The organism is Stenotrophomonas maltophilia, from assembly GCF_013464915.1.
Taxonomy (GTDB): Bacteria; Pseudomonadota; Gammaproteobacteria; order Xanthomonadales; family Xanthomonadaceae; genus Stenotrophomonas; species Stenotrophomonas maltophilia_AT.
Genome location: NZ_RAVT01000042.1, coordinates 1 through 13,958 on the forward strand (window position 1 = coordinate 1; position 13,958 = coordinate 13,958).

A 13,958-nucleotide genomic window follows, 5' to 3' on the forward strand; every position below is an offset into this window, starting at 1 on the left:
TTGCCTGGTTGCCGGCCAGCGGCCGGCACTACCCAAGGCGGGTCATGTGCCACGACCAACGGTCGTGGCCTACCGGGGGCCGGTGGGTATCGACCGTGGGTCGATACCCCTCACAACCACTTCGCGCGCTTGAACAACCGGTACAAGCCCACGCACACGCCGCCCACGCCAACGATCATCAGGGGGTACGACCACGGCTCACTCAGTTCCGGCATGTGGCTGAAGTTCATGCCGTACCAGCTGGTGATCAGCGTCGGCGCGGCCAGCAGCGCGGCCCAGGCACCCAGGCGCTTGACCGTCTCGCCCTGCGCCAGTGTCACCAGCGACAGGTTCACGCTCAGCGCGGTGCCCAGCATCTCGCGCAGGGTGTCGATCACATCGCTGATGCGCACCGCATGGTCATGCACATCACGCACGTACAGCTTCACTTCGTCGGGAATCAGATCGCCCTGGTAGCGGCGGATCTGGGCCAGCACATCCTGCAGCGGTGCCACCGCCATGCGCATCTTGTTCAGTTCGCGCTTGAGCTCGTACAGCCGTACCACCGTGCTGCGCTTGTAGGTGTCGGCGAAGATGTCCTTTTCCAGCAGGTCCAGGGTGTCGCGGAAGCGGTGCACGATGGGCAGGTAGTTGTCGACCACGAAGTCGGTCACCGCGTACAGGCAGTACGACGGGCCCATCTTCAGCAGCTGCGGCTCGCGCTCCACGCGTGCGCGCACCGGGGCGTAGGACAACGAGGCACCGTGGCGCACCGTCACCAGGAAGCGCGGGCCGAGGAAGGCATGGGTTTCGCCATACTGGATGCGTTCGTCGACCATCTGCGCGGTGGTCACCACCACGAACAGCGAATTGCCGTAGGTCTCGACCTTGGGCCGCTGGTGCGCATTGCGCGCATCCTCGATGGCCAGGTCGTGCAGGCAGAATTCTTCCTGCAGTTTCAGCAGCACGTCTTCGTTGGGGTCGTACAGCCCGACCCAGACGAAGCCGTTGCCGCTGGCAATGACATCGCTGATGGCGTCCAGGCTGATGTCGTGGCGCTTGCCCTCGTCATCGTAGTGGACGCAGTTGATGACGCAGGTAGGGTTGGCCGAAGCGGGGGCGGAAGCGGAGGCGGGCAATGACATGCCCGCCATCGTGCGTCAGGGCCGTGTTTCGGACAAGTGAGGACGACGCGCCAGCACCCACGCCAGGGCGACGTGGACCGGCAGCAGCAGCACGATCCACTGCACGTTGTACTGTGCCTGCAGGCTCAGCCAGTGCAGCACCAGCGCGGCCACGGCCTGTACTGCCAGCAGCCACAGCACCCCCCTGAACATGCGGCCCGGCACGCGCCGGCGCAGCAGCGCGATCGCACCCGGCAGCAGCAGCACGGCCAGCGGCGAAAGCAGCAGCAGGTTGCGGTTGGCCCACGCGGCGTAGTGGATGCTGAAGCCCCACAGGAACACCAGAACGCCGCCGAACAGGGCACACAGCAGCCAGAACGGCAGGGCAAGACCGGCCAGCAGGCGCGGACGGCGGCGCAGCGCCAGCACGCCGGCGGCGATCACCAGGCCGCACAGCAGCCACGGCCACCAGCGGCGCGCGAACTCCTTCGGCTCCGGGGCGATGCGGTGCGGCAGCAGTTCCTGTTCGGACTGCACCAGCGGCCGGCCATCGCTGTTGCGCGCCTGGCGCAGGGCATCGGCCAGGCGCATCGGCACGAACGCCTCCTGCCAGCGCGACAGTGGCTGGTCGGCGAACGGCCCCAGGCCGACGTCGAAGCCCAGCCACATCCAAGGGGCCGGCGAGGCCAGGCGCACCGATTCGCTGCGGTAGGTGTTGCCGCGCGAGCGACCGGCCAGCTGCGACTGCAGGCCACCACCCAGTGCCTTGTCCACGGTGTCGCGCACCATCGTGGCGCAGTTGGCGGTGTAGTAGTCGTAGTGGTAACGCGCGTTTTCCGGCTTGGCCCGCTCGGCCAGGTCGGCCGCCAGCGCGCGTGCCTGGTCCGGGCGCAGGTCCAGCCACTGCACGCTGGCGCCACGGCCGGTCTCGTCGTAGTAGGACAGATCCTGCTGCAGCGGCAGCGCCACCAGGTAATACATCATGTCGCCGCGTGCGAAGCGGCTGATGAAATCGTCTTCGGACGGATCAAAGTAGCCGAAGTTGTACGAGGTCGCTTCACCGCTGAGCGGATCGACCACGACGATGGCGTCATGGCCGAATCGCTCGAAGAACACCGTGCCTGGTTGCATGGTGACCACACCGATGCGAGGCGCAGGGGACTCGGCGCTTGCGATGGGCGCAGCAGGCGTGGCCGCCGCCGGCTGCGCGAACGCGGCCAGCGGCAGGGCCATGGCCAGCACGCACAGTGCCAGCCACAGCGTCAGGATCAGGCCGCGGCGCTTCAAGCGTCGTCCTGCGCGTCCGGCGGCAGCACGGTCACGTGGAAGGCCTGCACCCGGCGCGCATCGGCGCGGGCCACGCGGAACATGAAGCGGTCCAGCGCCAGTTCGTCACCGACTTCCGGCAGGTGGCCCACGGCCTCGGTGACCAGGCCGCCGATGGTGTCGTAGTCCTCGTCGGAGAAGGTGGCACCGAAGCGTTCGTTGAAGTCGCCGATCGGGGTCAGTGCGTCGACCACGTACTGGCCGTCGGACTGGATCGCGATCTGCGCGGAAGGATCCTCGGCCTCGTCGTGCTCGTCGTCGATCTCGCCGACGATCTGTTCCAGCACGTCCTCGATGGTGACCAGGCCGGCGACACCGCCGTACTCGTCCACCACGATGGCCATGTGGTTGCGCGACAGGCGGAACTCCTTCAGCAGCACGTTGAGCTTCTTCGCCTCCGGGATCAGCACCGCCGGGCGCAGCAGCTCACGCACGTTGGCCGGACCGTTGTCGGCAACCACGCCGCGCAGCAGGTCCTTGGCCAGCAGGATGCCGAGGATGTCGTCCTTGTTCTCGCCGTGCACCGGGAAGCGCGAATGGCCGGATTCGACCACCTGCTTCATCAGTTCCAGGAAGGGCGCTTCGACCGGCAGCGAGACCATCTGCGAACGCGAGATCATCACGTCGCCCACGGTCAGCTCGGCCACCGAAATGGCGCCTTCCATCATCTTCAGGGTATCGGCGGCGATCAGACCCTCTTCCTGCGCGGTGTGCAGGACAGCGACCAGCTCGTCGCGGGTATGGGGTTCGCCGGAGAAGGCGGAGGTCAGGCGTTCAAGCCAGCCGCGCTTCTTTTCACTGTGCTCCGCAGGGGAGCTACTACTGTCGTCTTCTGACATCTCTGGAAAAAAGGCACCCGGCAGGCCGGGCGTTGGCCCAAGTCTAGCAGGATGTGGCGGCCTGTCAGTGACTGCCGGTGGCCGGGGCAGCGGAGCCCGGGGCTGCCGCTTCCTCGGGCAGATCCAGGCTGTAGGTGCAGCCGGCCAGGGTCTTGCCGGGGTGGGAGGCCACGGTGGAGACGCTGAGGATGATCGACTCGATCTGGGCCTCGCCGGTCCTCGCGTCGGTCACATCGCGGCTGACCACCTCGCGGCCGGCCATGAACTTGCCGTCCTGGTCGTAGCCCGTCTCCAGCTCCAGGCGCTTGGCCAGCGGCCGTGGGTCGGCCTGGTCGAGGACGGCCATGACGCTGGCGCCGGCCACCGCCACCCGCTCGGTGCTGATGCCGAACACGCTGATCGGCTGGGCCAACCGGTACTCGCTCATGAACTGGTTGCCCTGCGGCAGCGGCTGCAGGCCCTGGGCCACGGCCTTCAGCGGGTCGGACAGCAACGGCGCCAGCGCGGCCTGCTCGGCCACGCCCTGGCGGCATTCGATCAGGGCCGGGAGATCCAGACTGGAGGCGAAGGCAGGCTGGGCCGCAAGGGCACACAGCAGGGGCAGGCAGCAGCGCAGTGACACGAGCGGTTTCCGCAGGCGGAGGGCCGCCATCATAGCTCCGGCGTACGCCTGAACGGGGCGACGAGACGGCGGGCGAATGCGATCATCAGGGATCGCACGACCATCAGTGACAGGGTGAGCACGACCGACACCATGACGATCTGCATCACGTGCAACGCGGCACGCACCCCCGCCGGCCACAGGCCCGGCCGGGTCAGCCAGGGCATCAGCTCCTCCATCGCCTTCCCGCTTGCTTTCAGGTAGATCAGGGCCAGCACGAACAGGACCAGCAGCGAGCTACGGCTGGCATGGAAGAACGGCAACGCGTTGACTGGCCGGCCCAGGCGTCGATGCAGCAGCATCCGCCACAGCACTGGCAGGGTCAGTGCGCCCAGCAGTACCAGGATCATCGACGCCCCCCACAGCTCGGGGAGATGGGCCGGTTCCCGTTCGCCGTTGAGATGCGGGCCGATCAAGCCGATCGCCGCGCCGGTCAGCAGGCAGGCCGGCGACAGCACACCCAGGCTGCGCAGCAGCCAATGCCTGCCGCTGGGGTCGCGGGCGCTGATCCAGCGCACGGCGTAGGCGCCTAGCAACAACAGAGCGGCGATTACAGCGACGCCGATCATGAACGGGTCCGGGCTTGCTTCCGGGGTCATCCGTGTTCCTCCTGTGATCGCGGCAACCGTCCGCCGCCCGCTCAGCGCTCGCCGGCGTAGGGATCGGCGATGCCGAGCTCGGCCAGGATGTCACGTTCGAGCTGTTCCATCGCCTCGGCTTCCTTGTCGTCCTCGTGGTCCCAGCCGAGCAGGTGCAGCACGCCGTGCACGGTCAGGTGCGCGTAGTGGGCGTTGAGCGCCTTGCCCTGTTCGTCCGCCTCACGGGCCACGACCGGTGCACAGATCACCAGATCGCCCAGCAGCGGGAACTTGACGCCCTTGGGCAGGCCTTCGGGCACTTCGGCGGGAAAGCTCAGTACATTGGTGGCGTAGTCCTTGCCACGGTAGTGGCGGTTCAACGACTGGCCTTCCTTGGAGTCGACCACGCGGATGGCCAGGTCGGCCTCGCGGATGCGGCCCTTCAGCGCGGCGGCCACCCACTTGCGGAAGCTTACTGCCGCCGGCAGGCCGGCACGCGGCAGGGCATAACTGACGGCGACGTCCAGTCGCACGGGACCACGAGTCATGGAGTTGCTCCAGGTTGGATCTGATGCAGGTCGCGGCGGTCATAGGCGCTGACGATGCGCGCGACCAGCGGGTGGCGGACCACGTCGCGGGATTCGAAGAAGGTGAAGCTGACACCCTCCACGTCGCGCAGCACATCGATGGCATCGCGCAGGCCCGACTTCACGTGCTTGGGCAGGTCGGTCTGGGTCAGGTCACCGGTGACCACCGCAGTGGAGCCGTAGCCCAGGCGGGTCAGGAACATCTTCATCTGCTCGATGGTGGTGTTCTGTGCTTCGTCCAGGATCACGAACGCATCGTTCAGCGTGCGCCCGCGCATATAGGCCAGCGGCGCGATCTCGATGACGTTCCTTTCCAGCAGCTTGACCACCTTCTCCACGCCCATCATCTCGTACAGGGCGTCGTACAGCGGTCGCAGGTAGGGATCGACCTTCTGGCTCAGGTCGCCGGGCAGGAAGCCCAGCTTCTCGCCGGCTTCCACCGCGGGGCGGACCAGGATCAGCCGCTGCACCCGCGATTCGTTCAGTGCTTCGACCGCGCTGGCCACGGCCAGGAAGGTCTTGCCGGTGCCGGCCGGCCCGATGCCGAAGTTGATGTCGTGGGTAGCGATCTGGTGCAGGTAGCGGGCCTGGTTGGCACCGCGCCCGCGTACCGTGCCGCGCTTGACCTTGATCGCCACCTCCTGTGCTTCGTAGGAGCGCTCGGCGATCTGCTCGACATTGGCCTGCGCCAGGCGCAGGTGGATGGCGTGGTTGTCGAACGTGGTCTCGGTGGTCTCGGCGTACAGGGCCTCGACCAGCTTCTGCGCCTCGACGATGGCCTCGTTCGGCCCGCTGATGCGGAACACGAAGCCTCGGTTGGCGATTTCCACGCCGAGTTTCAGTTCGATCTGCCGCAGATGGCCGTCGAACGGGCCACACAGGTTGGCCAGCCGTTCGTTGTCTTCCGGCGACAGGGTGAAGTCTCGATGCTGGATGCTTTTCATTGCTTCGGGTGGGGCGGACGCCTTCCACCGCAGTGTATTCAGGGGACACAAGGGTAGCGCGCGCATGGGGCGCGCGGCCAGCAGCGGGCCGATACGCGGTTTTCCACACCCGGTGTGGACGGGGTGCGCGAAAACCTGTGGATAGGCCCTCGCAGTGCTTGTGCCACAAGGCCCATGAGGTGGTGGTGAAAAAACCGTCACGGCCGGCCGGCCCATGTGACGGCGGCGCATGTTCCGCTGCCAGGCACCCAACACGGCCACCTCCTGCCGGTTTTCCACACCGGCTGTGGAATGATGCTGAACCAAGCTGTGGATAGGTGGCGCCGAGCCCTGCGCTGAAAGGCGCGGCAGCCGGCGGTGAAAAAACCACCATGGCTGATTGCAATCATTGTGGGTGCACGGGGCGCATGGCACCGTGGCGCCGTCGCAGGAGGGGATGGCATGGACACCGGTAGCTGGACACGTGGGATCGGACTGACAGGCCTTGCCCTGCTGGCAGGCTGTGGCCAGACACCTCCGGTTGCACTGGGGACACTGGAGTGGGACCGGATCACGGTGCCGGCGCCGGCGGCCGAGGTGATCGCTACGGTGGATGTGCGCGAGGGCCAACAGGTCAAGGCCGGTGCCATGCTGATGCAGCTCGACCCAGCGCGCGGCGATGCGCAGTTTGCCGCCGCCCAGGCCGACACGGTGCGGGCGCAGGCACAGCTGGAAGAGCTGAAGATCGGGCCGCGCCAGGAACAGATCGCACAGGCCCAGGCACAGCTGGCCGCGTTACGGGCGCAGTCTGCCGAAGCCAGTGCCTACTACCGCCGGGTGCAACCGCTGGCACGCCAGCGCCTGATCGCCGCCGCCGAGCTGGACCGCGCACGGGCTGCGGCTGGCAATGCCGAAGCCAGCGTGCGTGCCGCCGAACAGGCCTGGCTGGAGCTGGTGCATGGCAGCCGGGCGCAGGACATCGCCCAGGGCCAGGCCGCGGCTGACGCCGCGCAGGCGCAGCAGGTGGTGCAGGGCGTCAACCTGCAGAAGCTGCAGTTGCGCGCACCGCGCGACGGTGTGGTCGACGCCTTGCCCTACCGGCAGGGTGACCAGGCGCCGATCGGGGCGCCGCTGGCGGTGATGCTGGTTGGAGAGCGCCCCTATGCGCGCGTCTACCTGCCGCAGCCATTGCGGTTGCAGGTCAAGGTCGGGCAGGCCGCGCAGGTGCATCTGGAAGGGCAAGGCACTGCGTTGAAGGGGCATGTGCGCTCGATCCGCAGCGAGCCTTCATTTACCCCGTACTACGCACTGACCGGTGACGACGTCGCACGCCTGAGCTACCTCGCCGAGATTGAAGTGGACGACGTCGCCGACATGCAGAAGCTGCCGGCCGGAATGCCGGTGCAGGTGCGCTTCTGAACACCGGCAACGACATTGCGGTGCATGCGCAGGGCCTGACCCGCCGCTTTGGCGACCTGCTGGCCGTGGACAACGTCGACCTGACCGTGCCGCGCGGACAGGTATATGGCTTCCTGGGCCCGAACGGGTCGGGCAAGTCGACCACCATCCGCATGCTGTGCGGTCTGCTGGAACCGAGCGCCGGCCAGATCGAGGTGCTCGGCCTGGCCGTGCCGGAACAGGCCGAGGCGCTGCGCCGGCGCATCGGCTACATGACCCAGCGCTTCTCGTTGTACGAAGACCTCTCGGTGCGCGAGAACCTGGAGTTCCTCGCCGCCATCCAGGACCTGCCCCGCGCACAGGCGCGGCAGCGCGTCGATGCACTGCTGCAGCAGTACCGGCTGCAGGATCGGCAGCCGCAGCTGGCGGGCACGCTCAGTGGTGGGCAGAAGCAACGCCTGGCGTTGGCCGGTGCCGTCGTGCACGCCCCGGAGCTGCTGTTCCTGGACGAGCCGACCAGCGCGGTCGATCCGGAATCGCGCCGCGATTTCTGGGAGGCCCTGTTCGAACTGGCCGATGCGGGCACCACCGTGCTGGTCTCGACCCACTACATGGATGAGGCCGAGCGCTGCCACCGGCTGGCGATTCTTGATCGTGGCGCGCTGGTGGCCGATGGCACGCCGGCCGAACTGTGTGCCCGGCTGCAAGGGCGCACGTTGCAGGTGACGTCCTCGCAGCCGCGCCAGGCCAGCCGCGCGCTGGCCGAACTGCCTGGCGTGCTGAGCGTGGCGCAGATCGGCACGCAGCTGCGCGTACTGTGCAGTGAAGACGCGGCTGACATGGCCACGTTGCAGCATGCGTTGGCCGCTGCCGATCCGCAGGCCCGCATCGACGCGGTGGCCCCGAACCTGGAAGACGTGTTCGTAGCCGCCACCCGTGGCCGTGGCAGGGAGCCGGCGGCATGAACCTGCGCCGGCTGTGGGCGATCATGCTCAAGGAGCTGCGCCAGCTGCGCCGCGACCGCATCACGCTGGCGATGATCGTCGGCATTCCGGTGATGCAGCTGCTGCTGTTCGGCTATGCGATCAACCTCAACCTGCGCCACCTCGATGCCGGTATCGCCGACCAGGCCAACAGTGCGGCCTCGCGCGCGCTGGTGCAGGACATGGTCGCCACGGGGGTGATCACGCCGCGCAGTGAAGCCTATGCGCCTGACCAGCTGATGCAGGCGCTGCGTCGTGGCGAGGTCAGCGTTGGCATCGTGGTGCCTGCCGATTTCGAGCGTCGCCGTTTCGATGGACGCGAGGCGGTACAGGTGCTGGTCGATGGCAGTGACACCGTGGTGCAGAGCGCGGCGATACAGCTGGCCCAGGTGCCGCTGGATACGCGCCCGACCAGCAACACGCGGCCGCTGCGCGAAGGCAGCATCGCCAGTGGCCAGGTCAGCGTGACCAGCTTCTACAACCCCCAGCGGCGCTCGGCGGTGAACATCGTGCCGGGCCTGATCGGGGTGATCCTGACCATGACCCTGGTGATGTTCACGGCAGTGGCGGTGGTGCGCGAACGCGAGCGCGGCAACATGGAACTGCTGATCGCCACGCCGGTGTCGCGCAGCGAACTGATGGTGGGCAAGGTGCTGCCCTACGCAGCCATCGGCCTGCTGCAGACCACGCTGGTGCTGGTGCTGGGCACCTGGCTGTTCCAGGTGCCGATCCGCGGCAGCCTGCTCGATATCTACCTGGCCGCGGTACTGCTGGTGCTGGCCAACCTGGCACTGGGCCTGTTGATCTCCACGCGCGCGCGCTCGCAGTTCCAGGCCATGCAGATGACGCTGTTCCTGTTCCTGCCGTCGATCCTGCTGTCGGGCTTCATGTTCCCGTTCGCCGGAATGCCGCGGCCGGTGCAGTGGCTGGCCGAAGTACTGCCGCTGACCCACTTCCTGCGCCTGGTGCGCGGCATCATGCTGCGCGGCGCCTCGCTGTGGGAGCTATGGCACGATGCACTGGCACTGCTGGCCTTCATCGTGGTGATGATGACGCTGGCGATCCTGCGCTTCCGCAAGCGCCTGGATTAGGAAATGCCATTCGATAGTGCCGGCCGCTGGCCGGCAAACCTTATTCCGCCACCACCCGCGCGCGCAGCGAATTGGTCAGCGCTTCGGTGATCACCACGTCTACGAACTGGCCGATCAGGCGCGCCGGCGCCGGGAAATTCACCGAACGCATGTTCTCGGTCTTGCCGGTCAGCTCGTTCGGGTTCTTGCGCGAGGGGCCTTCCACCAGCACGGTCTGCACGGTGCCGACCATCTTCTCGGAGATGCCGGCGGCGTGCGCATTGATGCGTTCCTGCAGGCGCGACAGGCGCGCGTGCTTCTCCGCATCGCTGATCGTGTCCTCCAGGTCGGCCGCCGGGGTGCCCGGGCGGCGCGAATAGATGAAGGAGAAGCTGTGGTCGAAGCCGATGTCCTCGATCAGCTTCATGGTCTTCTCGAAATCGGCATCGGTCTCGCCGGGGAAGCCAACGATGAAGTCCGAGCTGATCGAGATGTCCGGGCGCACCGCGCGCAGCTTGCGGATCTTCGACTTGAATTCCAGCGCGGTGTAGCCGCGCTTCATCGCCGACAGCACGCGGTCGCTGCCGGCCTGCACCGGCAGGTGCAGGAAGTTGGCCAGCTGCGGCACGTCGCGGAACGCATCGATCAGCGAATCGCTGAACTCCAGCGGGTGCGAGGTGGTGAAGCGGATGCGGCCGACGCCGTCGATCTCGGCGATGGTGCGGATCAGCAGGCCGAGGTCGGCGAATTCGCCGTCGCCATACGGGCCGCGATAGGCGTTGACGTTCTGGCCAAGCAGGTTGATCTCGCGCACGCCCTGCGCGGCCAGCTGCGCCACTTCCACCACCACGTCCTCGAACGGACGGCTGACTTCGGTGCCGCGGGTGTAGGGCACCACGCAGAACGAGCAGTACTTGGAACACCCTTCCATGATCGACACGAACGCCGAGGCGCCTTCGGCGCGCGGCTCGGGCAGGCGGTCGAACTTCTCGATCTCGGGGAAGCTGATGTCCACCTGCGGGCGCTTCTGCTCGCGACGTGCACGGATCAGTTCCGGCAGGCGGTGCAGGGTCTGCGGGCCGAACACCAGGTCCACGAACGGCGCGCGCTTGATGATCGCTTCGCCTTCCTGCGAGGCGACGCAGCCGCCCACGCCGATGATGACCTCGCGGCCCTTGTTCTTCAGGCCCTTCCACACGCCCAGCTGGCTGAACACCTTCTCCTGCGCTTTTTCGCGGATGGAGCAGGTGTTGACCAGGATGACGTCGGCGTCGTCCGGGCTGTCGGTAAGTTCCAGGCCATCGCTGGCGGCAAGCACGTCGGCCATCTTGGCCGAGTCGTACTCGTTCATCTGGCAACCGTGGGTCTTGATGTACAGCTTGCCTTTCACCTGGTCGGGCTTGCGCGGACCGGCGGGCAGGGCAACGAGCGGGGTACCGCCCGGCGTGGCGGGCGGAAAGACGTCTGGCGTCCCGGTCATGGCGCTTAATCCATTCGGGTGGCGGGAAAGCGGGCAATTCTACCCGCATCCCGCGCCAGCCGCCGCGCCCGTGTAGAGCCGAGCCTACGCTCGGCTCGGCTGCTCCTCCATCACCTGGATGGCAGCCAGGCATGGCCTGGCTCTACTGAAACCCAAGCCGAGCGTGGGCTCGGCTCTACAAGGGGGCGCTGCTTACGCCGCCGCCAGCTCCGCATCGATCTGCCGCGAACGGTCGAAGGCGGTCATCGCGCTTATCCGTGCAATGTAGTCAGCCGTGGCCGGAGCAGGCTGCACCAGGCCGAAGGCCGTGGTCCAGGCCAGCGCATTGCCCCACAGCACGTCGGCGGCGCTCATCGTCTCGCCCAGCAGGTACGGTCCCTGCGCCAGCTGGGCCTCGATCACCTGCAGCACGGTCTCGGCGTCGTTGTACGGCGACATCAGGCGCGGCGGCGGCTCGCGGTGCATCGCCTTGTCGATCATCGCCGGCTCGAAGCAGGCGCCGTAGAAGGCCATCCAGCGCAGGTAGGGGCCGCGCAGGGCGTCGCCGATCGGCGGTGCCAGCCCCGCTTCCGGGTACAGGTCGGCCAGGTACAGATAGATCGCCACCTGCTCGGTCACCAGCGCGCCGTTGTGGACGATGGCCGGCACCTTGCCCATCGGGTTGATGGCCAGGTAGGCCGGGGCCAGGTTGGCGCCGGCCTTCAGGTCCAGCACCTGCATGTGGTAGTCGGCGCCCAGCGCTTCGAGCAGGGCCACGGCGCCGCTCGAGCGTGAACGGGCGTGGTACAGGGTGATCTGGCGTGAGGTCATGGCATTGCTCCTTGCGATGGGTGGTGAACTGGAGGCCATCCTGGGGCACTATTGCGGACGACTTCTGTCCTCGATCCTTCATGCGCCACACCGCCCACCGACTGCTGCGCCTGATCGCCCTGCTGCAGGCCCGCCGCCAGTGGTCGGGGGCCGAGCTGGCCGAGCGCATGGGTGTGGACCGGCGCAGCATCCGCCGCGATATCGAGCGACTGCGCGAACTGGGCTATCCGGTGCAGGCGTCGGCCGGGGTAGGGGGCGGTTACCAGCTGGGGGCGGGTGCACCGGTACTGCCGATGCTGCTGGACGAAGAAGAAGCGACCACCCTGGCCATCGCCCTGCGCGCGGCCTCGGCCACCGTTGCCGGCATCGACGACACCGCGCGTGGCCTGCTGTCCAAGCTGGATCCGCTGGTGCCCACCCGCCGTCGCCAGCAGGCCGGCGAGGTGCATGCCGCCACCGCCACCCTGTCGGATCTGCCCGCCACCGACGCGCGCCTGCTGGGGCGGCTGGCACAGCACTGCCGGCAGGCGTCGCGGCTGGCCTTCGAGTACCGCAGCGCGCAGGACGCGGTCACCCAGCGCCAGGTCGAGGCCCAGCACCTGGTCAACTATGGCCGGCGCTGGTACCTGCTGGCCTGGGACCTGGGACGCCAGGACTGGCGCACCCTGCGCGTGGACCGGATGGGCGCGGTGCGCGAATGCACCGAGCCGGGCCTGCATCGTCGCACGCCAGCGCCCCCGGACGTGATGGTGCGGCAGGCCGTCAGCCAGGCGCCGTTCGCGCTGCAGGCCATCCTCCGCCTGGCCGGCAGCCATTCCGAACTGGAAGGCCGCATCCCGCCGTGGTGTGGAGTACTGGAAGCGGATGGCCCCGACCACTGCCTGCTGCGCATGGGCGCCGAGAGCCGCGGCATGATGCTGGCGCAGATTCTCAGCCTGGACCGCATACCTGTGGCGCTCTGGACCACCCCGCCGGGCCTGCGAGACGAACTGGCGCAGCGCCTGGCGGGCCTCGGCCAGCTGCTGGCTGTGCCGCCGGTCACAGGCTGAGCCACATCGCTTGGCAAGCCCCGGCGAAGCTGGGACACTCGCCGCCATGAAGGGGATACTGGGGACAACGGCGATCATCATCGCTGCGCTGACCGCTGCGCCGGCCAGCGCTGGAACCCTGTACAAGTGCCAGGGCGCTGACGGCGTCACCAGTTATGTCAGCAAGCGGGTGGCCGGCGCGCGCTGCAGCACCATCAGCTACAGCCGTGACACCCGCCCCGCACCGCGCCCGGTGGTGGCTGCGCCGAAGCCTGCGCCGACCACTGTCGCCAGCATCGAACGCAACCCGGTCGCCGTGGCGGCCAGCACCGCGGCGCCGCCCCAGGCCGCACCGACGCCGGCTGCGGCAGCCCCCGTCGCGGCGCCGACGGCCWCGCGGGCCGGGCGCATGGTCAGTGGCCAGGTCTATTCCTTCATGAAGGACGGCGTGCGGCACTACACCAGTGCGCGCCCAACCCAGGTGGCCAATCTTGGCCCGGTGCGGACCATCCGCTACAGCTTCATCGAGCGCTGCTACGCCTGCGGGGTCAATCCGCGCGTGGACTTCGGCACGGTGCGGCTGAACACCTCGGCCTTCCAGGCCGAGATCACTTCGGCTGCGCGCGAGTTCGGCGTGGAGGAGGCGGTGGTGCGCGCGATCATCCATGCCGAGTCGGCCTACAACCCGACCGCGCTCAGCCGTGCCGGTGCACAGGGCCTGATGCAGCTGATGCCGCCGACCGCCGCGCGGTTCGGCGTAAGCGATTCCTACGACGCCGGGCAGAACATCCGCGGCGGCGTGCAGTATCTTGCGTGGTTGCTGAAGCGCTTCAATGGCGACCTGACCCTGGCCGCGGCCGGCTACAACGCAGGCGAGGGCGCGGTCGACCGCCACGGTGGCGTGCCGCCCTACAGTGAAACCCAGTACTACGTGCGCCGCGTCGGCCAGCTGGCCGACCGCTACCGCACGGAATTGAGCAAGCAGTAGGTGCCGACTGTTGGTCGGCACGCTTTTAAATGGTAGGCGCCGACTGCCAGTCGGCACGCCCTTGAACTGGTAGGTGCCGACTGTCAGTCGGCACTCATTGCAAAGAGCGTTGTGTGGCGCGCGACGGTTCCGCTACACTCGCCCATGATTCAATGCGGCTCTGGCCCCCACCGGATCCGCTGGC

General features: G+C 67.8%; 14 protein-coding genes. 5 read left to right on the forward strand and 9 right to left on the reverse strand.

Translation table 11 applies throughout. From position 1 onward, the window contains the following. Window positions 1-110: 110 nt before the first annotated feature. The 7 genes from D7T59_RS14510 to D7T59_RS14540 form a co-directional block, all read right to left on the reverse strand. Window positions 111-1,133 (reverse strand): magnesium and cobalt transport protein CorA, encoded by a 1,023-nt coding sequence (locus D7T59_RS14510; RefSeq protein ID WP_049431296.1) that lies wholly within the window; start codon window positions 1,131-1,133, stop codon window positions 111-113. Window positions 1,134-1,139: 6 nt separating this feature from the next. Next, window positions 1,140-2,390 carry a lipoprotein N-acyltransferase Lnb domain-containing protein gene (locus D7T59_RS14515; protein WP_180851539.1) on the reverse strand — a complete coding sequence of 417 codons (1,251 nt, stop codon included), beginning with the start codon at window positions 2,388-2,390 and terminating at the stop codon, window positions 1,140-1,142. After that, on the reverse strand, window positions 2,387-3,268 hold the full coding sequence (locus D7T59_RS14520; protein WP_005408827.1) for an HlyC/CorC family transporter: 882 nt from the start codon (window positions 3,266-3,268) through the stop codon (window positions 2,387-2,389). The genes D7T59_RS14515 and D7T59_RS14520 overlap by 4 nt, the downstream gene beginning before the upstream one ends. A 64-nt stretch (window positions 3,269-3,332) precedes the next feature. Next, window positions 3,333-3,920 carry a hypothetical protein gene (locus tag D7T59_RS14525; RefSeq protein ID WP_180851540.1) on the reverse strand — a complete coding sequence of 196 codons (588 nt, stop codon included), beginning with the start codon at window positions 3,918-3,920 and terminating at the stop codon, window positions 3,333-3,335. Then, on the reverse strand, window positions 3,920-4,528 hold the full coding sequence (locus D7T59_RS14530) for a hypothetical protein (protein ID WP_180851541.1): 609 nt from the start codon (window positions 4,526-4,528) through the stop codon (window positions 3,920-3,922). Before D7T59_RS14530 ends, D7T59_RS14525 begins: the two co-directional genes overlap by 1 nt. Window positions 4,529-4,569: 41 nt before the next feature. After that, on the reverse strand, window positions 4,570-5,055 hold the full coding sequence (gene ybeY / locus D7T59_RS14535) for an rRNA maturation RNase YbeY (protein WP_164136105.1): 486 nt from the start codon (window positions 5,053-5,055) through the stop codon (window positions 4,570-4,572). Continuing rightward, window positions 5,052-6,038, reverse strand: a complete 987-nt coding sequence (locus D7T59_RS14540; protein ID WP_180851542.1) for a PhoH family protein — start codon at window positions 6,036-6,038, stop codon at window positions 5,052-5,054. The genes ybeY and D7T59_RS14540 overlap by 4 nt, the downstream gene beginning before the upstream one ends. A 441-nt stretch (window positions 6,039-6,479) precedes the next feature. On the opposite strand from D7T59_RS14540, the gene D7T59_RS14545 reads away from it, so the two are divergent. Genes D7T59_RS14545 through D7T59_RS14555 form a run of 3 tightly spaced genes read left to right on the forward strand, consistent with a single transcriptional unit; the run spans window position 6,480 to window position 9,489 of the window. Further along, on the forward strand, window positions 6,480-7,436 hold the full coding sequence (locus tag D7T59_RS14545; RefSeq protein WP_180851543.1) for an HlyD family secretion protein: 957 nt from the start codon (window positions 6,480-6,482) through the stop codon (window positions 7,434-7,436). Window positions 7,437-7,456: 20 nt separating this feature from the next. After that, window positions 7,457-8,380 carry an ATP-binding cassette domain-containing protein gene (locus D7T59_RS14550; RefSeq protein ID WP_180851544.1) on the forward strand — a complete coding sequence of 308 codons (924 nt, stop codon included), beginning with the start codon at window positions 7,457-7,459 and terminating at the stop codon, window positions 8,378-8,380. Then, window positions 8,377-9,489: an ABC transporter permease gene (locus D7T59_RS14555; protein ID WP_164136102.1), complete on the forward strand. Its 1,113-nt coding sequence runs from the start codon at window positions 8,377-8,379 to the stop codon at window positions 9,487-9,489. Before D7T59_RS14550 ends, D7T59_RS14555 begins: the two co-directional genes overlap by 4 nt. Window positions 9,490-9,529: 40 nt before the next feature. Here D7T59_RS14555 and miaB read toward each other — a convergent pair whose 3' ends face one another. Together miaB and D7T59_RS14565 are read right to left on the reverse strand one after the other, a co-directional pair. After that, complete coding sequence (gene miaB, locus D7T59_RS14560) at window positions 9,530-10,948, reverse strand: tRNA (N6-isopentenyl adenosine(37)-C2)-methylthiotransferase MiaB (RefSeq protein WP_049399909.1); 1,419 nt, start codon at window positions 10,946-10,948, stop codon at window positions 9,530-9,532. A 192-nt stretch (window positions 10,949-11,140) separates the two neighbouring features. Next, window positions 11,141-11,758, reverse strand: a complete 618-nt coding sequence (locus D7T59_RS14565; RefSeq protein ID WP_180851545.1) for a glutathione S-transferase family protein — start codon at window positions 11,756-11,758, stop codon at window positions 11,141-11,143. An 80-nt stretch (window positions 11,759-11,838) separates the two neighbouring features. Here D7T59_RS14565 and D7T59_RS14570 point away from each other — a divergent pair, with 80 nt between their 5' ends. Beyond that, window positions 11,839-12,807 carry a helix-turn-helix transcriptional regulator gene (locus tag D7T59_RS14570; protein ID WP_180851546.1) on the forward strand — a complete coding sequence of 323 codons (969 nt, stop codon included), beginning with the start codon at window positions 11,839-11,841 and terminating at the stop codon, window positions 12,805-12,807. Between the two features lie 46 nt (window positions 12,808-12,853). Continuing rightward, window positions 12,854-13,774 carry a lytic transglycosylase domain-containing protein gene (locus D7T59_RS14575; protein WP_180851547.1) on the forward strand — a complete coding sequence of 307 codons (921 nt, stop codon included), beginning with the start codon at window positions 12,854-12,856 and terminating at the stop codon, window positions 13,772-13,774. Window positions 13,775-13,958 lie beyond the last annotated feature (184 nt).